26 protein-coding genes are annotated in these 26046 nt (G+C 69.1%); 16 read left to right on the top strand and 10 right to left on the bottom strand.

The features are described 5' to 3' along the window. Window positions 1-357: 357 nt before the first annotated feature. On the bottom strand, window positions 358-783 hold the full coding sequence (locus F6X53_RS08225; protein ID WP_150999323.1) for a DUF4145 domain-containing protein: 426 nt from the start codon (window positions 781-783) through the stop codon (window positions 358-360). 438 nt (window positions 784-1221) lie between these two features. Further along, entirely contained in the window at window positions 1222-2289 is a 1068-nt protein-coding gene (locus F6X53_RS08220) for a GSCFA domain-containing protein (RefSeq protein ID WP_150999321.1), read from the bottom strand. 37 nt (window positions 2290-2326) lie between these two features. Between F6X53_RS08220 and F6X53_RS08215 the strand changes: the two genes are divergently transcribed. Next, complete coding sequence (locus tag F6X53_RS08215; RefSeq protein WP_191970744.1) at window positions 2327-3436, top strand: WcbI family polysaccharide biosynthesis putative acetyltransferase; 1110 nt, start codon at window positions 2327-2329, stop codon at window positions 3434-3436. A 59-nt stretch (window positions 3437-3495) separates the two neighbouring features. On the opposite strand, the gene F6X53_RS08210 is transcribed toward F6X53_RS08215, so the two are convergent. Beyond that, window positions 3496-3888, bottom strand: a complete 393-nt coding sequence (locus F6X53_RS08210) for a response regulator (protein ID WP_150999319.1) — start codon at window positions 3886-3888, stop codon at window positions 3496-3498. A gap of 71 nt (window positions 3889-3959) precedes the next feature. Here F6X53_RS08210 and F6X53_RS08205 point away from each other — a divergent pair, with 71 nt between their 5' ends. The 6 genes from F6X53_RS08205 to glmM all read left to right on the top strand — a co-directional run bounded on the left by F6X53_RS08205 (window position 3960) and on the right by glmM (window position 10900). Next, window positions 3960-4364 carry an Hpt domain-containing protein gene (locus F6X53_RS08205; RefSeq protein WP_150999317.1) on the top strand — a complete coding sequence of 135 codons (405 nt, stop codon included), beginning with the start codon at window positions 3960-3962 and terminating at the stop codon, window positions 4362-4364. Between the two features lie 294 nt (window positions 4365-4658). Further along, complete coding sequence (pal, locus tag F6X53_RS08200; RefSeq protein ID WP_150999315.1) at window positions 4659-5159, top strand: peptidoglycan-associated lipoprotein Pal; 501 nt, start codon at window positions 4659-4661, stop codon at window positions 5157-5159. Between the two features lie 102 nt (window positions 5160-5261). After that, window positions 5262-6221, top strand: coding sequence for a tol-pal system protein YbgF (gene ybgF / locus F6X53_RS08195; protein ID WP_150999313.1), 960 nt, complete (start codon window positions 5262-5264; stop codon window positions 6219-6221). Continuing rightward, window positions 6218-7399 carry a tRNA lysidine(34) synthetase TilS gene (tilS, locus tag F6X53_RS08190; RefSeq protein WP_150999311.1) on the top strand — a complete coding sequence of 394 codons (1182 nt, stop codon included), beginning with the start codon at window positions 6218-6220 and terminating at the stop codon, window positions 7397-7399. The genes ybgF and tilS overlap by 4 nt, the downstream gene beginning before the upstream one ends. Further along, entirely contained in the window at window positions 7396-9318 is a 1923-nt protein-coding gene (ftsH, locus tag F6X53_RS08185; protein ID WP_150999310.1) for an ATP-dependent zinc metalloprotease FtsH, read from the top strand. Before tilS ends, ftsH begins: the two co-directional genes overlap by 4 nt. 241 nt (window positions 9319-9559) lie before the next feature. Continuing rightward, window positions 9560-10900 carry a phosphoglucosamine mutase gene (gene glmM, locus F6X53_RS08180; RefSeq protein ID WP_150999383.1) on the top strand — a complete coding sequence of 447 codons (1341 nt, stop codon included), beginning with the start codon at window positions 9560-9562 and terminating at the stop codon, window positions 10898-10900. Window positions 10901-10916: 16 nt separating this feature from the next. Here glmM and F6X53_RS08175 read toward each other — a convergent pair whose 3' ends face one another. Together F6X53_RS08175 and F6X53_RS32235 are read right to left on the bottom strand one after the other, a co-directional pair. Continuing rightward, complete coding sequence (locus F6X53_RS08175; protein WP_150999308.1) at window positions 10917-11240, bottom strand: YnfA family protein; 324 nt, start codon at window positions 11238-11240, stop codon at window positions 10917-10919. A 1046-nt stretch (window positions 11241-12286) separates the two neighbouring features. Continuing rightward, window positions 12287-12424 (bottom strand): hypothetical protein, encoded by a 138-nt coding sequence (locus F6X53_RS32235; protein ID WP_191970747.1) that lies wholly within the window; start codon window positions 12422-12424, stop codon window positions 12287-12289. Between F6X53_RS32235 and F6X53_RS08165 the strand changes: the two genes are divergently transcribed. Further along, window positions 12380-14194, top strand: a complete 1815-nt coding sequence (locus tag F6X53_RS08165; protein WP_244965539.1) for an arylsulfatase — start codon at window positions 12380-12382, stop codon at window positions 14192-14194. The genes F6X53_RS32235 and F6X53_RS08165 overlap by 45 nt on opposite strands. Window positions 14195-14430: 236 nt before the next feature. On the opposite strand, the gene F6X53_RS08160 is transcribed toward F6X53_RS08165, so the two are convergent. The 3 genes from F6X53_RS08160 to F6X53_RS08150 form a co-directional block, all read right to left on the bottom strand. Further along, window positions 14431-14703, bottom strand: a complete 273-nt coding sequence (locus F6X53_RS08160; RefSeq protein WP_150999303.1) for a hypothetical protein — start codon at window positions 14701-14703, stop codon at window positions 14431-14433. 116 nt (window positions 14704-14819) lie between these two features. After that, on the bottom strand, window positions 14820-15158 hold the full coding sequence (locus F6X53_RS08155; protein WP_150999301.1) for an MmcQ/YjbR family DNA-binding protein: 339 nt from the start codon (window positions 15156-15158) through the stop codon (window positions 14820-14822). Between the two features lie 9 nt (window positions 15159-15167). Next, entirely contained in the window at window positions 15168-15410 is a 243-nt protein-coding gene (locus tag F6X53_RS08150; RefSeq protein ID WP_150999299.1) for a hypothetical protein, read from the bottom strand. Window positions 15411-15652: 242 nt separating this feature from the next. On the opposite strand from F6X53_RS08150, the gene F6X53_RS08145 reads away from it, so the two are divergent. The 4 genes from F6X53_RS08145 to F6X53_RS08130 all read left to right on the top strand — a co-directional run bounded on the left by F6X53_RS08145 (window position 15653) and on the right by F6X53_RS08130 (window position 19113). Further along, on the top strand, window positions 15653-16600 hold the full coding sequence (locus F6X53_RS08145; protein ID WP_150999297.1) for an outer membrane protein: 948 nt from the start codon (window positions 15653-15655) through the stop codon (window positions 16598-16600). 183 nt (window positions 16601-16783) lie between these two features. Further along, on the top strand, window positions 16784-17638 hold the full coding sequence (locus tag F6X53_RS08140; RefSeq protein ID WP_150999295.1) for an outer membrane protein: 855 nt from the start codon (window positions 16784-16786) through the stop codon (window positions 17636-17638). 236 nt (window positions 17639-17874) lie between these two features. Then, window positions 17875-18795 carry an outer membrane protein gene (locus F6X53_RS08135; RefSeq protein ID WP_150999293.1) on the top strand — a complete coding sequence of 307 codons (921 nt, stop codon included), beginning with the start codon at window positions 17875-17877 and terminating at the stop codon, window positions 18793-18795. Between the two features lie 48 nt (window positions 18796-18843). After that, on the top strand, window positions 18844-19113 hold the full coding sequence (locus F6X53_RS08130; RefSeq protein WP_150999291.1) for a hypothetical protein: 270 nt from the start codon (window positions 18844-18846) through the stop codon (window positions 19111-19113). 22 nt (window positions 19114-19135) lie between these two features. On the opposite strand, the gene F6X53_RS08125 is transcribed toward F6X53_RS08130, so the two are convergent. Then, window positions 19136-19684 (bottom strand): HNH endonuclease, encoded by a 549-nt coding sequence (locus F6X53_RS08125; protein ID WP_150999288.1) that lies wholly within the window; start codon window positions 19682-19684, stop codon window positions 19136-19138. A gap of 71 nt (window positions 19685-19755) precedes the next feature. On the opposite strand from F6X53_RS08125, the gene F6X53_RS08120 reads away from it, so the two are divergent. The 3 genes from F6X53_RS08120 to F6X53_RS08110 all read left to right on the top strand — a co-directional run bounded on the left by F6X53_RS08120 (window position 19756) and on the right by F6X53_RS08110 (window position 23721). Continuing rightward, on the top strand, window positions 19756-19962 hold the full coding sequence (locus tag F6X53_RS08120; RefSeq protein ID WP_150999286.1) for a hypothetical protein: 207 nt from the start codon (window positions 19756-19758) through the stop codon (window positions 19960-19962). 399 nt (window positions 19963-20361) lie between these two features. After that, window positions 20362-23124 carry a DUF3772 domain-containing protein gene (locus F6X53_RS08115; protein ID WP_150999284.1) on the top strand — a complete coding sequence of 921 codons (2763 nt, stop codon included), beginning with the start codon at window positions 20362-20364 and terminating at the stop codon, window positions 23122-23124. A 60-nt stretch (window positions 23125-23184) separates the two neighbouring features. Next, window positions 23185-23721, top strand: a complete 537-nt coding sequence (locus F6X53_RS08110) for a CAP domain-containing protein (RefSeq protein WP_425324684.1) — start codon at window positions 23185-23187, stop codon at window positions 23719-23721. 24 nt (window positions 23722-23745) lie between these two features. Here the strand turns inward: F6X53_RS08110 and F6X53_RS08105 are convergent, their stop codons facing one another. Further along, entirely contained in the window at window positions 23746-23997 is a 252-nt protein-coding gene (locus F6X53_RS08105) for an OmpA family protein (RefSeq protein WP_150999282.1), read from the bottom strand. A 146-nt stretch (window positions 23998-24143) separates the two neighbouring features. Between F6X53_RS08105 and F6X53_RS08100 the strand changes: the two genes are divergently transcribed. After that, the gene (locus tag F6X53_RS08100; RefSeq protein WP_150999280.1) at window positions 24144-25922 is read left to right on the top strand and encodes a glucan ABC transporter ATP-binding protein/ permease; all 1779 of its coding nucleotides are present in this window, start codon (window positions 24144-24146) and stop codon (window positions 25920-25922) included. Window positions 25923-26046: the final 124 nt, after the last annotated feature.

The following is a 26046-nucleotide window of genomic DNA, read 5'->3' as shown; positions in this document are numbered from 1 at the left end:
GCATCAACGGCCAAACACCCATCAGCCGCCTCCGCCTCACCGAGGACAACCTGTTGACACTCTACATCTAGCTATCCTCCCTATGGACTGACAGTTGTCCGCGAATTCAATCTCAAACGGAGGGATGTAGAATGCAGCGGATGAAATAAGCATAATGCCCCCGCGAGCCCCCCCCAACACGCAGATTTTTTATGGGCGCTTATCGATCCGTCGTGAAGCTCCGCGTTAATTCAACGAGAGCTGCAGACGTCGCAGATAGATTATGAAAAATTAACGGCATTAACGCGCTAATTGAGATCACTAATTATAAGCCTAGCGATCGGAATTACGAAAATCATATTCTGAAAAATTTTTAATTCATTTCTTTGCTTGGCGACTCGGCGCAATTTCGTTCATTTTCTTTAATTTTGCGTCAACTCGAGACTTTCGTGTCGGAATTACAAAAGTTTCATGCACAAAATACTCAAGTGCATCCATCATCGTATTTAAATCATCTGCCGATGGCTTCCAGTCTCGATGCGCAGACGCATTGCCTGCTTCTACAAGTGAATTTAATCGCGCTTTGTCTTGCGGACCGATGCGTCCGCGTTTCTCAAGTTCTTCCAGCTTTTTCTGAAAAGAAAGATTCGAGTCGATCTCTAATAAATTAGATGCCACATCAAAAGAGGTGCGAATACCAATTCCGGCTAGGATGTATAGATCATTGTTTAGTGCGCCATAAAGTTCTATTAGTGCCTCATCTAGTTTTCCCACCTGCTCTGCATCAATGCCGGCATCGGACATTCATTCCGGATATGCTCTTCTTGCAAGCGCGGGCCAGTATTTTACTGTCTCATTATAATCCACGCCGATACTTCCATCATATTCGTAATAATTCTGATAATCCTCAGAATTCGTGCTGACAGTCTGTGCAAATACAAAATCGCAACCTTGGCATTGCAGGATAAACCAATCGCTATGCCAGCTGTAATTGTCATCTCCACCACGTGTGCTAAAGTGCCCACGAATCCTGCAGTTTCGACTGCCTCGACATTGGGAACACTCAGCCTTTCTGGTTTTTGGCGCCTTTTGGCGCGGTGCGCTTTCGGCAACCACACTTGCTTCCATCAAACGAGTCGAACGGTGATCATCCTATCCGGACGACCTTGGAAAATTCGAAATTTCAAACTGACTGCCTACTATCGGTCAGCTCGCCTCGCCAGAGCGCGAGGCCGTCCCCGCTCACGCCACGCTGCGCTCGATCTGCTCCTCGTCGCAGATCACCCCGGCCGTGCCCTCGAACTCGGCGGAGATGTCGGAGGCGGGCCGGGCCGGGGCAGGGCGGGCCTCGTCGGCCGAGAAAGTGTTGAGGAAGGCGCGCATGACGTGGCGGACACCCGCATCCGTGACGGTGCGCTGGTCCTCGTTGTAGTAGCGCCCGGCATTCACGTTGGCGGTGACGAGGTCGTAGGACGGGAAATAGACGAGGCGCGGGTCGTCGATGCCGCAGACCTCGCCCGCCGCCGCGCGCAGCACCGATTTCGAGTAGCTGTTCGAGACCATGACGTGGCGGTCGAGATAGGTCGCGATCATCGGCACCGGCGAGACCGTGATGATGATGCGCGCCCCTGGATTGACGCTCCAGAGCCGGTCGAGGAAGCCGCGCAGGTCCGCCGCGACCTCGCTTGCGCCCGCATTGACGAAATCATACTGGGCCGGGTCGTAGGTGCCGCCGGCCACGCCCGGCGCGAGCGGCAGGGCCGCCCCGTCGGCGCGCCAGCGGAAGCCCTCGGTGAGGCCGAGGGTGATGACGAAGACGTCGAGGGTCTCGAACAGGTGCCGCACCTCGGCGAAGTGTTCCGCGCGGGCCGCCTCGATCGCCGCGATGCTGTCGAACCCCGCCGGCTCGATGGTGGGGCGGAAGGGATCGACGAGGCGGCCGTCCGGCCGCTCCCAGGCCGTCAGCTCGGGGGTGAAGCGCCCATAGGCCCGGTCGAAGAGCTGGATGAACTGGCGCGCGTAGTAGAGATTGCCGTAGCGGGCCGAGAAGGTCCCGAATTGCCGGGCCTGCGCCTCGGCCGGGCTCGCGCCGGCGGGCGCCGCCTCGGTGACGTAGTAATTGTAGCCGGCCTCCCGCAGGGCCTCGGCGACGCGCTGCGCGAAGCAGGACCCGGCGGTGGCGACCCGGTCGGCCCGGCTGATCGCGAAGGTGTCGCGCGGGCTCGGATCCACCGCGAAGGGGGGGACATTGGTCACCGCCTTGCGCCAGAACTGCGCGGCCGGTAGATCGCTGTAGGGATTCAACGCCATCTCCGACCTTCCTCAACTCCGCTTCGCGAGGCCCGCAATGGCGCAAGCCGTGGACCGGATCGCCCCCGAACCGCAAGACCCGGCGGGTCGCTGGGCCCGGCATCCGGCCCTCACCGTGGCCTTCCATCGCCTGCCGCAGCGCGCGCGCGCCGTCCTGTCCTTGTCGGCCCCATCCTGGGCGACACCGTGGCGCAAGCCCCGGGTCCCCGAGGTCGTGCGCACCGGACCGTCCATCGCCGTGATCGGTAATTGCCAGGCGCGGGGCGCCGCCGAGGCGATGCGCCTGCTGGCGCCGAACAGCCCGGTGCGCTTCATCCAGATGGCCTGGCTGAAGCGCGAGCACGGCCATGTCGACAACCTCGCCCGGACGCTCCACGGCTTCGACCACGTCTTCTCGCAGCAATTCCCGTCCGGGCTGATCCCGGGCGGCGATATCGACGCCCTCCGGGCCCTGGAGCCGCGCCTGCGCCTCTTCCCCACCCTGGTCTTCCCGGCCTTTCATCCGGACATGGTCTATGCCGGCCGGATCGCCGACCTCTCGGCCCTCAAGCTCGCGCCGTCCCCGATGGGGCAGTACCACTCGGCCATCGCGCTCGCGGCGCACCGGGTCGGCCTCAGCATCGACCGGACGGTCGCGCTCTACCGCGAGGACGTCTTCGCGCGGCTCGGCTATCTCGATCTCTGGGAATCCTCGGTGCGAGACCTCCTCGGCAGCGCGGCCCAGATCGGCTTCGGGCTCGATCGCGAGATGGCGCGCTGGGCCCGGCGGGGGGACTTCATGTACGTCCTCAATCACCCGAAGGCCTTCGTGATCGGCGATATCGCGCGGCGCCTCCTCGATGAGAGCGGCCTGCGGCCCGAGCCAGTGGAGATCGAGGCCTATATCGGGGACGAGCTGGCGCGCGACGTGGTCTGGCCGGTCTATCCGCCGATCGCCGAGGCCTATGGCCTGACCGGCTCCTACCTGTTCAAGGCGAAGCCGCGGGGCAAGGCCTTCCCGCGCCTCTACGACCTGCCCGGCTTCGTGGCCGCGAGCTTCGCGATCTATGAGGGGTTGTCGCGGGAGGCGCTCGCCTGCCAGCGGGTGGAGTCCTGGCTCGCCGACCCGGCGATCGCCGGGCTCTTCGAGGCGGCGCGCCGGGATTGAGCGGAAGGGATTGAGCGGAGAGGCTTGAGCGGAGAGGCGTGAGCGCTGATTCTTCGGTCTCAGCCGGCGCGGCGGCGGGGCTCGGCGAGCGCCTGCGCCATCATGCGGGCGAGGGCGATGATCTCCCGCACCTGATAGGGCTTCTGCACGTACAGGCTGCCCGGCACCGTGCGGCGCTCCTGCGCGGGCCCGGTCGAGGCGTAGATCACCGGCCGGTCGGGGTGGATCGCCCGGTAGGAATCCGCCACCGTCCAGCCGTCGATGAGGCCGGGCAGGCGGATATCGGTGAAGAGCCAGTCGATCTCCGCCCCGCGCCTGCGCAGGATCGTCAGGGCCGCCTCGCCGCTCGAGGCCTCGACCACGCGGATCCCCTCCTGCTCGCACAGATTCGTGAGCATCTCGAGGAGAAGGAAGCTGTCCTCCACGATCAGCACGGTGGGCGTCGATGTCATCGCGTCATCCCGTTGTCGGCACTCTAGCTTGACGGTAACGTGGTTAATATTTCCTCGAAGAGCCGATTCGGATGGTCGATCTGTCGCCCCACGGCGCCGGGCCCTCGCAGCAGGATGATGCGATCGGCCGGCCGCAGCCCAATCCCGGCACGCCCGCCTACGATGCGGCCGTGGTGGCCGAGCTGGAGGCGGTGTTCGGCCGCAGCCGGCTGATGAACCTGCTCGCCGGCCTCGGCGCCGAGATCGCCCAGCGCCTGCAGGTTCCGGCGGCGGAGCGGGAGGCCCTGTCGCGGGACGCGCACGCCCTCGTCTCGGCGAGCGGGACGCTCGGCTTCGGCCCGCTGTCCCGGGCCTGCGCGGAGCTGGAACAGGCCTGCCATTCCGGATCCGACCTCGGGCCGGCGCTTGCCCGAGCGCGGCGCAAGGCGGAGGCGGCCTCCGACGCGATCGCGCGGCTGCGGGCGCAGGCCGCCTGAGGCCGTGGCGGCCCGGCCACAACGGTGCGCGAAACGCGCCGCGTTCCGCCGCCGCCCCGGCTGTGCCGCAATTGGCGCGCGATGAGCCGCCGCCGACCCGCCCGCTCCCACGTGCGCGTCCCATGTGCGCGACGGCACATCGGGCCAGCTCACGTGATGCTCGATACGAACCGTCAAGGTTGACGGAACCTTCGCTTAACCTGGCGCGCCTAGAAACAGCGCCAGAGACCCAACGCGGAACGGCCTCGAAGACCCGCAGCCGGCCTTCGGCGCCGCCCGAGGAGAACTGAGATCATGTTGAAGACCGCGCGCCTCCGCGTGCTCCCGCTCGCCGCGGCGCTCGCCGCGGCCCTCAGCGTGGCCGCCTGCAGCAACGACAAGGACCTCGCCGACGCCTCCGCCTTCGGGGCCGGGGCCTCGACGCCGGGCAGCGCCCAGGACTTCGTCGTCAATGTCGGCGACCGCGTCTTCTTCGAGTCGGACTCGACGGACCTGACGCCCACCGCCACCGCGACCCTCGACAAGCAGGCCGCCTGGCTGCAGCGCTACCCGCGCTACACCTTCCTGATCGAGGGCCATGCCGACGAGCGCGGCACCCGCGAGTACAACTTCTCCCTCGGGGCCCGCCGTGCCCAGACCGTGAACGACTACCTGGCCTCGCGCGGCATCGCGTCCGGCCGCATCCGCACCGTCTCCTACGGCAAGGAGCGCCCGGTGGCGGTCTGCAACGACATCTCGTGCTGGTCGCAGAACCGCCGCGCCGTGACGGTGCTCGACCGCGGCGCCGGCTCGTAACGCGACGCCGCACTTTTGCCGCGAGGCGGAGCATCTGCTATCGGCGGCGCGCCGCGGTGGGTTTGCGGCGCACACTCGTCCCAATGACCGGTGCCGATCGACATGCTCCGCCGCCTCCTTCTCGCGACCTGCCTCGCTCTGCCGCTCGGCTTGCCGCTCGTTCATTCCGGGGCCGCACCGGCCTTCGCCCAGGACGCCTCCGAATTCGTGGTGCGGCTGAACCGGCTGGAGAACCAGTCGCGGATGATGGCCGGGCAGATCGAGACCCTCCAGTACGAGAACCGCCAGCTCAAAGAGCAGCTGCGCAAGTTCCAGGAGGATGTCGATTTCCGCTTCCAGGAGGGCAAGGGCGGCGGCGCCAAGCCCGCCGGCCCCGTCAACGGCGGCAACCCGGGCGCCGGCAAGCCGCAGAAGCGCGGCGACGCCTTCGATCCCGGCCAGAATCCGGGCTCGCCCGGCGCGCCGCTGCCGCTCGGCACCACGACGACCTCCGCCCCGGTGGCCCAGGCCGCGCCGGCGCAGCGGATGCCGGCGCCGGCCATCGACGAGGCCGAGGAGGCGGAGGAGGGGGCCCCCGGGCTCGGCGGCCCCGTCGACCTGACCCCGCCCTCGCGCATCGGCACCACGGGCGCGCTCCCGGGTCGCCCGCCGAGCGTCGCCGCCACCGCCACCGGCGATGCCGCGGCCGATTACGAGGCCGCCTACGCCCTCGTGCAGCAGCGCCAGTACGAGCAGGCCGAGATGGGCCTGCGCCAGTTCATCCAGTCCCACCCGCGCGACGGGCACGTCGCCGCCGCGACCTACTGGCTCGGCGAGAGCTACCTGCAGCGCAACCGCAACCGCGAGGCGGCCGAGCAGTTCCTGAAGGTCTCGACCGACTACGCCCGCTCGCCGCAGGCCCCCGAGGCGATGCTGAAGCTCGGCGCCTCCCTCAACGCCCTCGGCGCCCGCGAGCAGGCCTGCGCCACCCTGGCCGAGCTCGAGCGCAAGTTCCCGAGCGCGACCCCGAGCGTCCGCCAGGGCGTGGCGCGCGAGCAGAAGCGCGCGCGCTGCGCGGCTTGAGCGGGGCGGGCCAGGATCCCCCGGAGGATCCCGGCCCCGCGATCGTCAGTGCCCTCGCGCCCTATCTCGCGCGCGGCGGCACCGTCCTGCTGGCGGTCTCCGGCGGCCCGGATTCGACGGCCCTGATGCACGCCGCCGCGCTGTCGTGCGGCGCAGCCGCCCTCCACGTCGCCACCGTCGATCACGGCCTGCGGCCGGAATCCGCCGCCGAGGCCGAGGGCGTGGCGCGGGCGGCGCTCGCCCTCGGCCTGCCCCATCACCACCTCCGCTGGGCGGGCGCCCGGCCCGCGACCGGCCTGCAGGACGCCGCCCGCGAGGCCCGCTACCGCCTGCTCGCGGCCTGCGCCGGCACGGTCGGGGCCGGCCTCCTCCTCACCGCCCATACCCGCGACGACCAGGCCGAGACGGTGCTGATGCGCTTCCTCGCCGGCAGCGGGCTCGCGGGGCTCTCCGGGATGCGGCCGGAGCGCGCCCTCGCGCCGGGGCTGATCCTGGCGCGGCCCTTCCTGGCCCTGCCGAAATCCGCCCTCGTGGCCTGGTGCGCGGCGCGCGGGATCGCCTTTCTCAGCGACCCGTCGAACGAGGATGCGCGCTTCGGCCGCGCGCGCCTGCGCGCCCTGATGCCGGCGCTCGCCCGGGAGGGCCTCAGCGCCGCGCGCCTCGCGCGCTTGGCCGAGCGGGCCGCCCGCGACGAGGCGGCGCTCGCGGCGGCGGCGGCGCGGGCCCTCGCAGAGGCGGTGCGGGCGGCGGAGCCCGGCCGCCTCGCCCTCGACGGCGCCCGCGTGGCGGCCTTGCCGGAGGCGCTCGCGCTGCGCCTCGTCGACCGGGCCCTCGCCCAGGCGGGCGGCACGGGCCCCCGGCGCCTCGAGCGGTTGGAGCGGCTCGTGCTCGACGCGCTCCTGCCCGCGCTCCGGGCCGGGCGCCCGCTCCGCCGGACCCTGCGGGGGCTGCTGATCGAGGCGCGGAGCAACGGCGTGTTGACCATCCGGGAGGCGCCGCGACGCCGTGGTGGCCGGGAACCGGCGGGCGCCGAGGCCGCCCGTGCCGCAGGCGCATCCGAATTACTTGGCAAGGGGGGTGACGCCACCTACATTGGCCTGGAGCGCGACGATGATCCCACGGCTGCGGGCAAGGGGCCCGGGGCAGGGGAGCCGCGCTCGCCAAGGATGGATCGATGAACCCGAATTTTCGCAATTTTGCTTTGTGGGTCGTCATCTTCCTCCTCGTCCTCGCGCTCGTGACCCTGTTTCAGAACCCGGGTCATCGCGGCGGCGGGAGCGAGATCGCCTATAGTCAGCTCCTCAACGACGCCGATGCCGGCAAGATCCAGTCCGTGGTCATCTCGGGCCAGGACGTCAGCGGCACCTATGTGGGCGGCGGCAACTTCACCTCCTACGCGCCGAACGACCCGGGCCTCGTCACCAAGCTCCAGGGCAAGGGCGTGCAGATCACCGCCCGTCCCCCGTCCGACAACACGCCCTGGTTCATCCAGCTCCTGGTCAGCTGGCTGCCCATCCTGGTCTTCATCGGCGCCTGGATCTTCCTGTCGCGCCAGATGCAGTCCGGGGCCGGGCGCGCCATGGGCTTCGGCAAGTCGAAGGCGAAGCTCCTGAACGAGGCCCATGGCCGCGTCAGCTTCGAGGACGTGGCCGGCGTCGAGGAAGCCAAGGAGGATCTGCAGGAGATCGTGGAATTCCTGCGCGATCCCCAGAAATTCCAGCGCCTCGGCGGCCGCATCCCGCGCGGCGTGCTCCTCGTCGGCCCCCCCGGCACCGGCAAGACCCTGATCGCCCGCGCGGTGGCGGGCGAGGCCAACGTGCCGTTCTTCACGATCTCGGGTTCGGACTTCGTCGAGATGTTCGTCGGCGTCGGCGCCTCCCGCGTCCGCGACATGTTCGAGCAGGCCAAGAAGAACGCCCCCTGCATCATCTTCATCGACGAGATCGACGCGGTCGGCCGCCATCGCGGCGCCGGCCTCGGCGGCGGCAACGACGAGCGCGAGCAGACCCTCAACCAGCTCCTCGTGGAGATGGACGGGTTCGAGGCGAACGAGGGCGTGATCATCATCGCGGCCACGAACCGCCCCGACGTGCTCGACCCGGCGCTGCTGCGTCCCGGCCGCTTCGACCGCCAGATCATGGTGCCGAACCCGGACGTCACCGGCCGTGAGCGCATCCTGCGCGTCCACGTCCGCAAGGTGCCGCTGGCGCCGGATGTCGACCTCAAGGTGATCGCCCGCGGCACGCCCGGCTTCTCGGGCGCGGACCTGATGAACCTCGTCAACGAATCCGCCCTCCTCGCGGCGCGGCGCGGCAAGCGCATCGTCACGATGCACGAATTCGAGGACGCCAAGGACAAGGTCATGATGGGCGCCGAGCGGCGCACCCTGGTGATGACCGAGGACGAGAAGCGGCTCACCGCCTATCACGAGGGCGGCCACGCCATCGTGGCCTTCAACGTCCCGGCGACCGATCCCGTCCACAAGGCGACGATCATCCCGCGCGGCCGTGCCCTCGGCATGGTCATGCAGCTGCCGGAGCGCGACAAGCTGTCGATGTCCTACGAGCAGATGACCTCGCGGCTGGCCATCATGATGGGCGGGCGCATCGCCGAGGAGATGACCTTCGGCCCCGACAAGGTGACGTCGGGCGCGCAATCGGACATCGAGCAGGCGACGCGGCTCGCCAAGATGATGGTCACGCGCTGGGGCTTCTCGCCCGAGCTCGGCACCGTGGCCTATGGCGACAACAACGACGAGGTCTTCCTCGGCATGTCGATGGGCCGTCAGCAGACGATCTCGGAATCGACCGCCCAGAAGATCGACGCGGAGGTGCGCCGCCTCGTCGAGCAGGGCCTGGAAGAGGCTCGCCGCATCCTCGGCGAGCGCAAGGACGATCTCGAGGCCCTGGCGCAAGGGTTGCTCGAATACGAGACGCTCTCGGGCGAGGAGATCCGCAACCTCCTCAACGGCCGCCCGCCGGTCCGCGACGGCGGCGACGTGCCGCCGACGCCTGCCCGCGGCTCGCCGGTTCCCACCGCCGGCCGCGGCCGGCCGCGTGAGAACGACGGCAGCCTGGAGCCCCAGCCGCAGGGCTGAGGCCGGGCGCGAGCGCGAGACCATCGAGAGGGCGCCGTCTGGCGCCCTTTCTTATTGGCCGCATACCGCCCAAGCCCCCGCGCCGTCACGGCCCCCGCGCCGTCACGGTCCCGGCCGGTCCCCCGATCGGGCTGCGCCCGATCCGCGATTCACTAATTCCGAATCGCTTCCCACGGGGCTCGGCGAAATCTGCTAAGCTACCGCCCCAGATCACCATTCGGCCGACGACGCGGAGATGCAGGTGCGCAAGTATTTCGGGACCGACGGCATCCGGGGCCGCGCCAACGGCGTCATCACGCCGGAACTCGCCCTGAAGGTCGGGCAGGCGGCCGGCCTCGTGTTCCAGCGCGGCGACCACCGGCACCGGGTCGTGATCGGCAAGGACACCCGCCTCTCGGGCTACATGATCGAGACGGCGCTGATCGCGGGCTTCACCTCGGTCGGCATGGACGTGCTGCAGCTCGGCCCGATGCCGACGCCGGCTGTCGCGATGCTGACCCGCTCGATGCGGGCCGATATCGGGGTGATGATCTCGGCCTCGCACAACCCTTACGAGGATAACGGCATCAAGCTGTTCGGCCCCGACGGGTTCAAGCTCAACGACGAGGTCGAGCGCGAGATCGAGGCGCTGATCGACGGCGAGCTGCACAAGCGGCTGGCCGGCTCGCGCGATCTCGGCCGGGCCAAGCGCATCGAGAGCGTGCATGCCCGCTACATCGAGTTCGCCAAGCGCACCTTGCCGCGCCACGTCACCCTCGACGGCCTGCGCGTCGTGGTCGATTGCGCCAACGGCGCCGCCTACCGGGTCGCCCCCGAGACCCTCTGGGAGCTCGGCGCCGAGGTGATCGCCATCGGGGTCGAGCCCGACGGCTTCAACATCAACCGCGACGTCGGCTCGACGGCGCCCACCGCCCTCGTCAACAAGGTCCGGGAGCTGCGCGCCGATATCGGCATCGCCCTCGACGGGGACGCCGACCGGGTGCTCATCGTCGACGAGAAGGGGCAGGTGGTGGATGGCGACCAGCTCATGGGCGTGGTCGCCCGCTCCTGGCAGGAGGACGACCGCCTGACCCAGCCCGGGCTCGTGGCCACCATCATGTCGAATCTCGGCCTCGAACGCTTCCTCGGCGGCCTCGGCCTGACGCTCGCCCGCACGGCGGTGGGCGACCGCTACGTGCTGGAGCACATGCGCGAGCACGGCTACAATCTCGGCGGCGAGCAATCCGGGCACATCATCATGTCGGATTACGCCACCACGGGCGACGGCCTCGTGGCGGCGCTCCAGCTCCTCAGCGTGGTCAAGCGCCTGGAGCGGCCGGTGAGCGAGGTCTGCCACTGCTTCGACCCGCTGCCGCAGATCCTCAAGAACGTCCGCTATCGCTCGGGCGAGCCCCTGCGCCAGGCGGCGGTGGTGACGGCGATCGAGAATGCCCGCGAGCGCCTCGGCAATGCCGGCCGCCTCGTGATCCGGCCCTCGGGCACCGAGCCGGTGATCCGCGTGATGGCGGAGGGCGACAACCGGACCCTCGTGTCCGAGGTGGTCGATGAGGTCGTCGACGCCGTGACCCGCGTCGCCGCCTGAGGGGCACGGGGTCCTCTCAGGCGCGCGGTCCGTACAGGATGATCGCCGTGCCGGCGAGGCAGATCGCCCCGCCGCCGAGGTCCCAGCGGTCGGGCTGGTGGCCCTCCGCGATCCAGAGCCAGAGGATCGAGGCGGCGATGTAGAGGCCGCCATAGGCCGCGTAGGCGCGTCCCGCGGCCTCGCTCTCCACCCGCGTCAGCAGGTAGGCGAACAGCGCGAGCGAGACGAGGCCGGGCGCGATCCAGGCGGGAGAGCGGTCGAGGCGCAGCCACGCCCAGAAGGCGAAGCATCCGGCGATCTCCGCGACGGCGGCGCCCGCATAGGCAGGAAGGGTCGGCATCCGCCCGCCATCGCATGCCGGGTGCGGTCAGGCTAGAGCTGTTCCCGATCGCGTTGCGACGGGACCGGCGGCCGCGCCCGTGCCGAAGCGGGCGCGGATCCCCTCTCCCGTGCGGGAGAGGGACAGGGTGAAGGTCGAGACCTTTCAGAACGAGGTGCGCCCGATCGGCGCCCAGTCGGCGATACGACCGTATGCTCCATCCTGAAGGCGCTCATCCCTCACCCCAACCCTCTCCCGCACGGGAGAGGGGGCCGGTCGTGGCACCGGCGCCCGTTCCGACACCCCGTCCCGCATCGCTGCCGATGGCGCGCCCCCCACCTCTCCCGTCCGGGAGAGGTCGAGTCGGCGCGAGCCGACCGGGTGAGGGGTGCGGCCTTTCCGGAGAAGTCGCATCCCTCACCCCAACCCTCTCCCGCACGGGAGAGGGGGTTCGTTGCGCTGCCCGCGCCGTCATCGCGAGACCGCGAAACGGAGCCCTGGAATGACGCTGTGCCCCACCTCTCCCGTCCGGGAGTGGTCGAATCCGCGATAGCGGAACGGGTGAGGGGTGCGACTTCTCCGGACAGCGCGCACCCCTCACCCCAACCCTCTCCCGCACGGGAGAGGGGGTCCGTCGCGCCGAACCGGACCGGGGCTGCCGATTTTCCAGCCGGTTGCAACGCGATCGGGCGCGGCTCTCGTCGTCGCAACCCGGGCTGGGTGCCGTCCGCTCTCGAGCCTGAGGACCCATTCGATAGGACATCAGGGTTGGGCTGCTGCCTGGACCATTCCACGGAGGCAAGCCCCGTTGGAACGCGCGAGACTCTCCGCATCGTTAACCCATGATGGTTTCCGTACCGACACGGACAAGCGCTCCCCCTCTCACTACAGTCGGGCCGAGCCGCGAACCAGAGGCCAAGGCATTTGAGCCTAGGACTTTGAGAGAGCGGGCATGGGTTCCGTCGCGCGGCGGTTCCTGAGAGCGCGCTCGTTCCCGTTGCCGCGTTGGCCAGGGGCCGGCGCTTCTGCATCGCAGGTCAGTCCGTGCCGCTGAGCGGCATCGAATGTCACGCCCAGGTCTCGGCCCCGGAATCCCTCGGCAAGGAGGGCCCGGTCGGCATCATCACCTTCTGCTGCATCGTCAGGGAGAGGAGTGCGTCATGAGCGATGGGGCGGACCGTGAAAGCCACGTCAAAGACGGTCATCCGAGCCCTGACCTGAGCCGTCGCCGCATGTTGCTGGCCGGAACAGCCCTCGCCGCGACAGGCTTATCGGGAGGGGCGCGTGTCGCTCAAGCGCAGCCCACGCCGACACCAGCGCCCGCCCCGAGGCCTGGCGCTTCGAAACCGAATATTCTCGTCATCTGGGGCGACGACATCGGCATCGCGAACATCAGCGCCTACTCGAATGGCCTGATGGGCTACGAGACCCCGAACATCGACCGCATCGCCAGGGACGGCATCAAGTTCCAGCACTATTACGGCGAGCAATCCTGCACGGCCGGCCGCTCGGCCTTCCTCACCGGGCAGCACATCATCCGGACCGGGCTCAGCAAGGTCGGCTTCCCGGGCGCGCCCATGGGAATGAGCCAGCTCGACCCTTCCATCGGCGGCTTGCTCAGGAACCTCGGCTACGCCACCGGCCAGTTCGGCAAGAACCACGTCGGCGACCGCAACGAGTCGCTGCCGACCGTGAACGGGTTCGACGAGTTCTTCGGCAACCTCTACCACCTCAACGCCGAGGAAGAGCCGGAACTGCCCGACTACCCCAAGGACCCGGCTTACCGGGCCAAGTTCGGCCCGCGCGGCGTCCTGCGGTGCAAGGCGAGCGACGTCGACGATCCGACCGTCGATCCGCGCTTCGGCAAGATCGGCAAGCAGACCATCGAGGATACCGGCGCGCTCACCAGGAAGCGCATGGAAACCATCGACGACGAGACCGCTGCGGCGGCTGTCGCCTACATGAAGCGGCAGCAGGCGGCGGGTAAGCCGTTCTTCGTCTGGTTCAACGCGACCCGCATGCACCTGCGAACGCATGTCCGCCCCGAGCACCGCGGCCGCTACAAGCACGGCGACAGCGAGTACATCGACGGCATGCAGGAGCACGACGATACGGTCGGCACCCTTCTCAAGGCCCTGGACGACATGGGCGTCGCGAACGACACCGTCGTGATCTACTCAAGCGATAACGGCCCACACATGAACTCGTGGCCCGATGGGGCCATGACCTGGTTTCGCTCCGAGAAGAACACCAACTGGGAAGGCGCCTTCCGTGTGCCCTGCCTCGTGCGCTGGCCGGGCGCGATCAAGCCCGGCACCGTGACCAACGAGATCATGAGCCACAACGACTGGATCCCGACCCTGGCCTCCATCGCGGGCGAGCCGGATCTCGTGAGCAAGCTCAAGGCCGGCTACGACGCCAACGGCATCACCTACAAGGTTCACCTCGACGGCTACGACCAGTCGGCTTTCCTGAAGGCCGTGAGCGGCACGGCCGGCAACAACAACGGCACGAAGAGCGCCCGCGACAAGTTCTTCTACGCGAATGACGACGGGCTGCTCGTCGGCATCCGGCAAGGCGACCTGAAATACGTTTTCTCCGAGCAGCGCATGCAGGGCACGATGGGCCTGTGGGCCGAGCCGTTCACGACGCTGCGCCTGCAGAAGATCTTCAACCTGATGCAGGACCCGTTCGAGCGGGCGGACATCACCTCAAACACCTTCTGGGACTGGAACCTGAACCATGTCGGGGCCGCCTACGGGATGATGGAGGAGGTCTTTCAGTTCGTCGCGACCTTCAAGGACTTTCCGCCGCGCTCGTTCCCGCCGAGCTTCAACCCGGCCAACATCATGGAAAGCACCCTTGACGGCATCAAGCAGCGGGAGGCGTTCACCAAGAGCCTGGATCTCGACCGCATCCGGGGCGGCCTGAACCGGATGATCGACCAGCGGCTGCAGGCCCCCGGTCCACGATGATGTGCCGGCCGGGCCGCTCAATCCGGCGATCCGGCACATTTCCCTCGACATTCTTCGGACCGAGCAGGACGCTCCGCGGCGAGCGGACTTGCCGCAAGGGCGCACCTGAGGTGGTGCGGAACTGATAGGAATCCACGTTCGAGGTCGCGGACTACCAGGGTGGCTCCATAACGCCTAACCGGCGAAGGTCCGCTCCCCGAGGTGAATGCAGTCCATCGCGGCCGGGTGCCGGACCTTCAGGCCGCGCTGAGCGAGAGCAGCGGCAGGAGCGCACCCTTCAGGGCCTCCATCTGCGCCTCGGTCTCGGCCCGCGCGCGGGTCTCGTCGGGCTGCACCAGGGCGCGCAGGCGCGCGACCTCGTCGGCCAGGGCATCGTTCTCGGCGACGAGCAGCGCCACCTTCTCCTCCGCGATGCGGGCGCGGGCCAGGGCCTCGTTGCGCTCGTGCTCGCGGACCTGCACCCGGTCGCGCCACAGGCGGGTCGCCACGGATTCGGTCTCTTCGCCCATGGTCGCCTCCCGATGATGTGATCGCCCGGCAAACCTGGCATGGAGGCGTTCATTAAGTATGACCGGGCGGCGCTTCGTCCCCTGCCGGACGCTCCCCCTTCCGCGCCAGGCGCCGCTCAGGCGGGATCGTAGGCCGCCACCAGGGCCGGCGGCGCGGTCGCGCGCCAGGCGCCCAGAAGGGCGCCGCGCAAGATCTCCTCGTCCGCGTCGGGCAGGTCGAGATTGGTCCAGCCGCGCCGGCCCCAGGCGCCCGGCACCGGCGCGAACAAGTCCGGCTCCGCCTCGACCAGCACGGCCTGATGCTCGGGCGTCAGCTTGAACACGGCGCGCGCCTCCTCGGTCCAGAGGGTCGCGAAGATGCGGCCGCCGACGCGGAAATCGGCGTTGCCCCTATGGGCCCCCTCGATCACCTGCGGCAGCATCAGGGCGAGCGCCCGCACGTCCTCCGGCCCCATCCGGCGCGCTCAGCCCGCGCTGCCGGTCGGCGGCTGCCAGACGACGCCCGGATGCTCGCGGACGTCGCCAGCGTCCGAGCCGGTATCGGCGTCCGAGACCCACTCGCCGGGCTCGACCACGGCCTCGACGGTGTCGTCGGGGTAATGCGCCTCGACGAAGAGCCGGGCCTCGCCCTCGGAGGCCGCCCGCACGGTGACGAGGGGCTGGGGCCCGCCGGCCGAGCGAACCTGCGCGATGAAGAGCTGCGTCAATCCTGCCTCTCGTGGCGAGGCGGGCCATCGCGGACCGCCGGCTTCTGGCCCGCGCCGTCCTGGATCGCCCGGTGTGAACCCTCGGCCTCACCGCCAACGCGCCAGCGCGCGTTTCGTCCCGGCATGGTCCGGCAAGGATAAGTTTTAACGTTAAGTGGGATTTAAGACCTTTGTTCGAAGATCGGCTCGTCATCAGAGCCGGCACACAAGCTTCCGGCACCGGATTCAGTGAAGGAAACCTTATGGCCCGCTCCAAGCTTTATGCTTTGGCGCGCTCCCTCACGCTCGTCGCGAGCGTCGGCGCGCCCTGCCTCGCACAGGCCGCGGATCTGCTTCCGCCCCCGCCTCCTCCGCCGATTGCCCCCCCGATCGAGGTCGGCGGCGGCTGGTACCTGCGCGGTGACGTCGGCGCCAGCGTCTACGAGCGCTCGAGCTTCACCGCCTATGGCGAGGCGAACGTGGATGGCCGCTACAACCAGCGCTATTATCAGAATGGCGGCTCGGGCAGCGGCGGCTTCGCGGGCGTCGGCATCGGCTACCAGTTCAACCCGTTCCTGCGCGGCGACATCACCGGCGAGTACCGCTTCTCGAACGGGATCGGCGGCAGCCGCACCTACGAGTACACGGCCGGCTACCTCAACGGCGACGAGCTGCGCGGGCGCATCAACGAGACCACCAAGGGCAATTTCGACGCCGCGGTGGTGCTGGCCAACGCCTATTTCGACCTCGGCACCTGGTACGGCGTGACGCCCTTCGTGGGCGGCGGCGTCGGCGTGGCCTTCAACCACATCTCCAGCACCCAGACCACCGGCACCGTCAGCGAGCCGACCTTCGTGACGGCCGATCCCTGCGGCTGCAACGGCTACTACAACAAGACCGTCGGCGCCTATTACCAGTCCAAGACCACGAACAGCTTCGCCTGGGCGCTGCATGCCGGTCTCGCCTACGACGTGACCTCGAACTTCAAGGTCGAGCTGGCCTACCGCTACCTCAACCTCGGCAGCGCCCGGACCGGCGCCGGCTACGAGCCCTGCTGCACCCAGTCCGTCGGCTTCTACAAGGAGAAGACGATCGAGGCGCACGACGTGAAGATCGGCCTGCGCTACCTGATCGGCGGCTACGCCGCCCCGCTGCCGCCGCTGATGGCCGATTATCAGCCGGCCCCGGGCCCGCTGGTGCGCAAGTACTGATTTCTTCTCTGACATCAAACGAAGGTAACGGCGCGGATGATCTCCGCGCCGTTTTCGTTTGATCATGCGGTTTTTCCAGCAAATTCTGCGATTAATCTCATCCTAAGCTTTCCGGCGCATGGTTCTTCTGGCCTCGAGCGATCGAGAGCCTGTTCTTGTTGAGTTTTGCGTCGGGACGGGTTCATGGTCGTGTACAGGCTTCGCGTCGCCACGGCGGCACTGGTTCTCGCGGGCGGGGGGCTCCTGGCCGGCCCCGCCCGCGCGGCCGACCTCCTGCGCCCGGCGCTTGCCGACCCCGTCCCGGTGCCCGTCGAGGTGGGCGCGGGCTGGTACCTGCGGGCGGATTTCACCGAGAGCCTCTATGCCCGGCCGCGCGACAACACCCGGCCGGACCCGAACGATCCGGGCCTGCCGCCCCTCGTCGGCCTGCGCCTGAGCGAGACCGGCGGCTTCGGCGGCGGCATCGGCTACCGCATCAACCCCTGGCTGCGCGTCGACGCGACCATCGACCAGCGCGGGGCCGGCGCAATCAGGGCCTATTCCTCCCGCTCGAACTTCGTGACCGGTGCCAACCTGGAGGCCGGCCGGCTCGACGCGCTGACGGGCCTCGTCAACGTCTATGCCGATCTCGGCACCTGGTGGGGGGCGACGCCTTACGTCGGCGCCGGCATCGGCGTCTCGGATGTCGGGATCAGCCGGAACTACACCCAGACCACCTGCTTCGTGGAGGCCTGCGACGGTGCCCCCGGTCTCGGGCCCCGGCTCGCCGCCGGCCGGCCGAACCGCTCGGTCGCCTCGCTCGCCTGGGCGCTCACGGGCGGCGTGTCCTACGCCCTCGGGGCCGGCGTCAGCCTCGATGCGAGCTACCGCTACGTCGATCTCGGCAAGGCCAAGAGCGGCACCGACCCCTATGGCGGCAGCACGCGGCTGAAAGACCTCGCCGCCAACGAGGTCCGCCTCGGTCTGCGCTACGAATTCGCCGGGCTGCCCGCTTTTCCGAGCCTGATCGGCGTCGGCGCCGATCCCTACGGCAACTGAACGCCGAGATCGCGCCGCGCCCCCAGCCCGGCAATATTTGCCGAGTTGCGGTCTCGCCAGGCATTCGACGCCAGCGGACAGTCCTTGCGCCGCGTTTCTTGGCGGAAATCTGCGCCCTGTGCTGATGGTTGCTTGCGCGCCTGGATGGTACGCAACGGAACATTAAGGTTACCGGGTTACCACTGTCCCTGGGTTTGGCGACGGCAGGTCGTGCCGCCGCCCCGAGGACGATCCCGATGCGTACCGTCACTTTCGCTGTCCTGGCCGGCCTGAGCCTCTCCACCGTCGCGCCCGCCTGGGCCGCCGATCTCGATTACGGCGTCCTGCGCGGCCCCGAATACGAGCCGGCCGCGCCGGTGGTGGATTGGAGCGGCCTCTATTTCGGTGCCCATGCGGGGTATACGTCGGCCTCGAACGGTTTCCGCAATGTGTATCAGGAGATGATCTCCGATGCGCTGCACGACACCACGGCGGAAACCATCTTCAACGCCTCCACCTTGCTGAGAACGCAATCGGCGCGCGCCGGCGGTACGTCGTTCGGCGGGTTTGCGGGCGTGAATTACCAGTTCGACGAGACGGTGCTCGGCCTCGAAGTCGATTACACGAGCTTTGGAAAGGTCGGGATCAGCTCCGATTCGCGCTCCATCTTCAGGCTTCTCGACAGCGGCGACTACCAGGCCGTGAGCTTCCGCGGCAAGTCGTCGACGCAGATCGACGATTTCGGCACGATTCGCGCGCGCGCCGGCTACGCGCTCGGCAATTTCCTGCCCTACGTCACGGGCGGGCTCGCCATCGGCCGCGCCCTGATCACGGATCGGGTCGATTACCAGTATTACGGCTACAGCCAGACGACCTACATTTCCAATCTGACGGCGCTCGCCGGACAGAAGGCCAATGTCAGCAACTTCGGCTACGCGCGCTTCAGCCAGACCAATCCCACCATCGGCACGGGGGAGACGGTGGCGGCCGACCGGGTTCCGCTCATCCGGGCCAAGACCAAGGTCGTGGGCGGCATCGCGCTCGGCGCGGGCCTCGAATTCGCCCTGACGCAGAATATCGTCCTGCGCGGCGAGTACCAGTACGTGCTCTTCAACGATTTCGACGGGCACAAGGCGAACATCAACACGGTGCGCGGCGGCGCGGCGGTGAAGTTCTGACCTGCGCCGGACGGCGCGCGATTCTCCAGGCCGACGCGAGCGAGCCCCATGATCGATCCGCTCAAGACCCTCCGCGCGGCCTTCGGCCTCGCCTGCGCGCTCGCGCTCGCGGCGCTGCCGGCGCTCGCGCGGGACTATCATCCTGAGGGGGCCCGGCATCACCCGCGCCACCATCTCCGCCGGCCCCTGCCGCCCGAGATCGCCTACCGGGATCCGCGCGGGTACGGTCCGCCGGCGCGCATCATCCGGGGCTACCTGCCGCGCAACAACGCGGTGCCGATGTACAACGAGCCGCCGCAGCGTTTTTCCGGGCTCTGACCGCCGGCTCGCGGCTTGGCTTTCAGCTGTCGAGCTCGCTGTCCCAGTACAGGTAATCGAGCCAGGTGTGGTGATATTGCCGGTGGTCGAATTCCGGCTGGCGGTGGTGCAGCTCGTAGCGCGTGGGCCGGCGCGGCTCGGTGATGAGCGGCATCTCGGCCTCGTGCGGCGTGCGGTTGGCCTTGCGCAGGTTGCAGGGCGAGCAGGCCGCCACGACGTTCTCCCAGGTCGAGAGGCCGCCGCGCGAGCGGGGCACCACGTGGTCGAAGGTCAGCCCGCCGGAGGGCAGGCGCAGGCCGCAATATTGGCACGAGAACGTGTCGCGCAGGTAGATGTTGTAGCGCGTGAAGGCCGGGCTCCTGGCCAGCGTGACGTAGTTCTTGAGGGCGACGACGCTCGGCACCTTGAGGGATCGGCTGGGCGAGCGCGCCTCGACGTCGTAGCTCGCCACCAGGGTGACGCGGTCGAGGAACAGGGCCGTGAAGGCGTCCTTCCAGGACCAGAGCGAGAGCGGATTATAGGAGAGCGGCCGATAATCCGCGTTCAGGACGAGGGTTTGAAGGTCCATCATCGGCGTAGCTCTCGAAACGGTCGATATGGGGGACAACGCGCGGGAATCGGCCGGCACGCTGTCCCGTCGCGATGAAAGATGAGCGCCCTCGCGGGCCCGGATCTTTCCGGGCGGCGCGGGCCGGGCCGCGCGATGCGGGCGCCGGCTGCGCGGCGGGGCGTGATCATCAGGGCGATAGACGGGCGGGCCGGCCGCTCGACGCGGCCGATGCGGGCGGCGACACCCGGCTCGTGGCGGGGCTGACCGACGGCCTCGATCAGCGCCACCTCCTCGCGTGAAAACGAAAAGGCCCTGTCCATCGGGGCTTAGTCTAATATCAGCATGACACGCTTGTGAAGGTTCGACGGGCAGGCGCGGCGCCGCACCCACAGGCGACGGCGCGCTTGCGCGCCCGCGCTCTCACCCAGGGCCGGATCGGAACGCGGCCGCAGGCACGCGTGGGGGCGCCCCGGACGGCCGCCCTTTCCCCAACGGGTGGGCAGCGGCAACCTTTCGCCCTAATGATCGGCCAGACCGCCCCGGGACGGGAGCGAATCCTCAAGGCAGCCGGGGCGACACCGGCGGGTCCGCTTCCCCCAGAAACCCAAATCCCGCGCCGCTGAGGCCCAGACCGGCGCGCCAAGCCTGTCCGGGCTTGCGCGGACGGCGCCGGATCGGCGTCCGACGAAAGGAACTTCATGAGTCGCAGCTTGCTCACGCGCAGCCCGCGCCTCGCGGCGCTCGCCGCCGCAGCCTTGAGCGCGATCCTGCTCACCCCCCTGGGGGCCGCCGGCCAGCCCAATGCCGCGCCGCCGGCGGCCGAGCAGGGCAAGCCCCCGGCCGGCGAAGGCAAGCCTGCGGCAAGCGAAGGCAAGCCCGCGGCAGGCGAAGGCAAGCCCGCGGCAGGCGAAGGCAAGCCCGCGGCCGGCGGACAGGCTAAACCCGCGGAGGGTAAGCCCGCGGAGGCCAAGCCCGCGCCGCCGAAGGTCGAGATGTCCGAGGCCCTGAAGGCGGTGCGAGCCAAGCTCGACGCCGCCAAGGCAGACCTCGCCCAGCGCGAGAAGGAACTCGGGCGCCAGGACCTCACCCCCATCGACCTCTCCCGCATCCGCGACGGCATCAGCCCGGTCGCCGACCAGCTGCGCACCATCGTGAGCCGCACGGAGGAGCCCCTCGAGGCCGCGCGCGAACGCCTGACCCAGCTCGGGCCGAAGCCGAAGGATGTCGAGGAAAGCCCCGAGGTCATCCAGGAGCGCGCCGAGCGCGAGGCACATGTCACCCGGATCGACGAGACGCAGCGGCTCGCGAAATCGCTCCTCGTTCAGACCGACCAGATCATCGACCGCATCTCGAACCGGCGGCGCGCCTCCTTCACCCGCGGCCTGTTCGAACGCTCGCAGGGGCTCCTGACCCCGACCCTGTGGACGAAGGTCGCGGCCGACATGCCGCGCGACCTGAAGGCTTTGCAGAGCGCGCTCTCGGACATCCTGCTGCTGTACGGCCGCAACGGCGGGATCGGGAACCTGCTGCTCCTCGGCCTCGCCTTCGGGGTCTCGGTGGCGCTCTACTTCGGCCGCCGCAACATCGCCCCGCGCTTCGGGCGGCGGGACGCCGCCAAGGTCGATCCGACCCGGCGCCAGAAGCTCCTGGGCGCCTGGCGGGTGATCCTGCTCGGAACGGTCCCGGCCGTGGTCGGCAGCTACGCCGTCTACTATGCCCTCGACGCCACGGACCTGCTGCCCTCGCGGCTGCTGCCGGTGGCGGGCGCGATCCTGGGCGGCCTCGCCTTCATCGCCTTCGTGGAGGCCCTCTGCGACGCGCTGCTCTCGCCGGACAAGCCGGCCTGGCGCCCGGCTCCGGTCAGCGATGCGGGGGCGGCGCGCGTCACCCGCCTCGCCGTCGGCATCGCCACCGTCATCACCGTGGTGAAGTCGATCGAGGCGCTGAATTCCGGGATCTCTGCGGCGCTCCCGATCTCGATCGGCACCCGGGGCATCGGGGCGATCGCCACCGTGCTGATCCTCGCCATCGGCCTGCATCGCTTCGCCGACCGCGAGGAGGAGGAAGAGGCCTGCCTCGGCCCCTACGTGCCGACCCAGACCACCACCGGCATCGGCGGTCCCGCGCGCCTGATCGGCTGGGCGGCGGTCGGCCTCATCGGGGTCGCGGCGGTGATCGGCTACGTCGCCTTCGCGGCCTTCCTGATCGACCAGCTCGTCTGGACCGCGAGCCTGCTCGTCCTGCTCTACCTGCTGATCCAGAGCGCGGACACCTTCGTGGGCGGCACCCTGTGCGACGACACGCGCTTCGCCACGGCGCTGCAGGCCAATACCGGCCTGCGCAAGCGCTCGCTCAACCAGATCGCGGTGCTCTCCACCGGCGCCGCGCGGGTGGTGCTGATCCTGCTCGTGGCGCTCCTGGTTCTCGCGCCCTGGGGCCTCGACTCCACCGACATCTTCTCCTCGGTCCGATCGGCCTTCTTCGGCTTCAAGGTCGGGGACGTCACGATCTCGCTCTCCACCATCGCGCTCGGGATCGGGATCCTGATCCTCGGCGTGGTCATCACCCGGGCGGTCCAGCGCTGGCTTGAGAACACCTACCTGCCGGCCACCGACCTCGATGCCGGGCTGCGCAACTCGATCTCGACGGTGAGCGGCTATTTCGGCTTCCTGCTCGCCCTGGCGCTCGCCTTCTCGTATCTCGGCCTCAGCCTCGAGAAGCTCACGATCGTCGCCGGCGCCCTCTCGGTCGGTATCGGTTTCGGCCTGCAATCGATCGTGAACAACTTCGTGTCGGGCCTGCTGCTCCTGTGGGAGCGCCCGATCCGGGTCGGCGACCAGGTCCTGATCGGCGACAGCGAGGGCATCGTGAAGCGCATCTCGGTGCGCTCCACCGAGATCCAGACCTTCGACCGCTCGGCCGTCATCGTGCCGAACTCGAACCTGATCTCGGGCGTCGTGAAGAACCGGGTGCGCGGCGACCGCACCGGCCGGGTGACGATCTCGGTCGGCGTCCTGCGCAACCAGGATCCGGTGCGGGCGGCCGAGCTGATCGCGGGTTGCGCGACGGCGCATCCGGACGTGCTCAAGGAGCCGGCCCCGCGGGTCGTGTTCCGCAAGATCGGCGACACCTACCTGGATTTCGAGCTGATCGCCATGATTGTCGATGTCGGGCTCGGCCTGAAGGTGCAGACGGACTTGAACTTTGCCGTCTTCAAGACCTTATCTGACGCCGGGCTGATCCCGCCGATGGGGCCCGGGTCCAGCGTCGTCACGGTGCAGGGGCTCGACGGGATGCAGAATGCGCTGGGCAAGATCGCGGGCCGGTTCGGCCGCGACGGGGGCGAGGGACGCCGCGAGGGCCGGGAGGCGCCCGCCGAGGCGGCCGCCGCACCCGGCGAGGCGGAGCCCGTGCGATCGACGATCCCGCGGGACCTCAACCGCCGGAGCGCCGGAAGCTAGGCCGAGGCTGAGGACCGGGTGGGGCGATCGAACGTGCGTGTCCGTGTTGTCGCGAGAGCTGTGGCCAAGCCGCTCCGCCTGCCGCACCTCCCGCGGCTCCTCCCGCCGCTCCTGGCCCTGCCGCTTCTCGGCCTCGCCGCCGCGGGGCTGCTGAGCGGCTGCGCCGGCGGCCCGCAGACGAGCGCGGCCCTGCCGAGCCTGTACTGGCCGATGACCACGAACACGGCGCAGCTCGACACGGCGGCGGCGCGGGACATGATCTCGGCCTATCGCCGGGGCCGCGGCGGGACCGAGCTCGTCCTCGATCCCGAATTGCAGCGCCTCGCCGAGGCGGAGGCCGCCGCGATGGCGCTCGCCGACCGCCCGAGCAAGGCCCAGACCGTCAAGGCGGCGGTGGAGCATCTCGGCTACAAATCCGCCAATGCCAACCTGTCGGCGGGCTACCACACCCTGGCCGAGGCCTTCTCGGGCTGGCGCGACAGCCCCTCGCACAATGCCGTGATGCTCGACCCGGGTGCCGCCCGCATGGGCATCGCCACCGCCTACGCGCCGAATTCGAAGTACAAGGTCTACTGGGCGCTGCTCGTCGCCAAGTAGGGGCGCCGTCCTCCGGCTCGGTCCTCAGGGGAAACCACTGAGGGGTGTCGGGGGTGCTTCCTTGAGGAGCGTCCCCATCACCCTGGCGCGGCCGGCCGACAATTCCCAGGGCGGGGCAGGGGGGCGGGTGCCCAGCCGGTCGCTCGCCGTGTAGCCCGTGACCATGACGCGGTTCGGGAGCTGGCGGATCGCCGGGGCGCGGCTCCGTCTCGACCGATACGGAATCTCGCTGAACGAACCGTAAAAATCGCGCTGGCCCCTTGCGGCCGGCGTCATGCTGCGTTCAGGCAGGAACCGTCATAAGGCATGCAGCCTCAACCGGTTGGAGGGCCCCGCGCGGGCCCGCGACGGCGAGGCGGCAGATCGACGGCGAAGGACCCGGAGACACGGGCCACGCCTTGGGCAGGGTATCGGAGCTCGTCATGTCGCTGGTTCGACTCTATGCGCGGGTCATGGGGCTTCTGGGTCCCGACAGGCGCCTCGCCTGCGGCCTCGCGCTGGCGAATGTCGCGCTCGCGGTCGCGGCCTTCGCCGAGCCGCTGCTGATGGGCCGCATCATCGACCAGCTCACCCATCTCAAGAGCGGCGCGAACGCCCTCGCCACCATGGTGCCGCTGATCGTCGCCTGGGTGGCCTTCGGCTTCTTCACCATCGTGGCGGGCGTCGCCATCGCGCTCCACTCCGACCGGCTCGCCCATCGCAGCCGCCTCACCACCATGGCCAATTACTTCGAGCACGTGCTCGACCTGCCGATCGCCTTCCATTCCACGAACCACTCGGGCCGTGTCCTCAAGGCGATGCTGGAGGGCACGAACGGCATGGCCTGGCTCTGGCTCGGCTTCTTCCGCGACCATTTCGCCGCGCTCGTCTCCCTCGGCGTGCTCCTGCCCCTCACCCTGTTCGTGAACTGGCAGCTCGGCTCGATCCTGGTCGTCCTGGTGGTGGTCTTCACCGCGCTCACCACCTTCGTGATGCGCCGGACCGAGACCCTGCAGGGCGAGGTCGAGCATTACCATTCGGGCCTCGCCGCCCACGCCTCGGACGCCCTCGGCAACGTCGCGGTGATCCAGTCCTTCACCCGCGCCAAGGCCGAGAAGGAGGCGATGCACGGCATCATCCGCAACCTGCTCGCCGCCCAGATCCCGGTCCTGTCGTGGTGGGCGCTCGCCGCCGTCGCCACCAAGGCCGCCGCGACGCTCACGATGACGGCGATCTTCATCACCGGCATCGTCCTCTACCAGTCGGGCGCCACCACGGTCGGCGAGGTCGTGGCCTTCATGAGCCTCGCGACCATGCTGGTCTCGCGCCTCGACCACGTCGTCAGCTTCGTCAACGGCCTGTTCCAGCAGGCGCCCAAGATGGCCGAGTTCTTCGCCATCGTGGACACGGTGCCGGCGGTGCGCGACCGCCCGAACGCCAAGGCCATCGCCCGCTTCGAGGGCGAGGTTTGCTTCGAGGGCGTGGACTTCACCTATGACGGCCGCCGCAAGGCGCTCGACGGCGTCTCCTTCACGGCCCGCGCCGGCGAGACCGTGGCGCTCGTGGGCACCACCGGCTCGGGCAAGTCGACGACGCTGGGCCTGCTGCACCGGACCTTCGACCCCGAGAGCGGCGCGATCCGCATCGACGGCACCGACATCCGCGACATCGGCCTCTCGAGCCTGCGCCACAATATCGGCGTCGTGTTCCAGGAGCCGATGCTGTTCGCCCGCTCGATCCGCGAGAACCTCCAGGTCGGCCGCCCGGACGCCACCGATGCGGAGATGCTCGACGCCCTGGAGCGAGCCCAGGCCCGGGAATTCATGGCCCGCCAGCCCGACGGCCTCGACACCGTCATCGGCGAGCGCGGCCGCTCCCTGTCGGGGGGCGAGCGCCAGCGCCTCTCCATCGCCCGCGCGCTCCTCAAGAACCCGCCGGTGCTGATCCTCGACGAGGCGACGAGCGCCCTCGACGCCGCCACCGAGCGCAAGCTCCAGGGCGCGCTGGAGGCCGTGATGGAGGGCCGCACCACCTTCGTGATCGCCCACCGCCTCGCCACCATCCGCAACGCCGACCGCATCCTGGTCTTCCACGAGGGCCGCATCGTCGAGGCCGGCACCTTCGACGACCTCGTCGCCGAGAACGGCAGCTTCGCCGAGCTCGCCCGGGCCCAGTTCATGGCCGCGGAGGCCGATTCCGAGGCGATGCCGCTCGCGGCCTGAGGCCGCCCCGGCCTGTTTCTCGAAGGCCCCGCGGCTTAAGCCCCGGGGGCCGCAACAAAACGGCCCGCCTCCCTGGGGAAGCAGGCCGTGCAAGGTGGAAACATCGCATGGAGCATGGGGCCAA

Origin of the sequence: Methylobacterium soli (genome assembly GCF_008806385.1) — a bacterium.
In the GTDB taxonomy this organism is placed as follows: domain Bacteria; phylum Pseudomonadota; class Alphaproteobacteria; order Rhizobiales; family Beijerinckiaceae; genus Methylobacterium; species Methylobacterium soli.
This window is presented reverse-complemented; position numbering and strand designations above follow the sequence as displayed.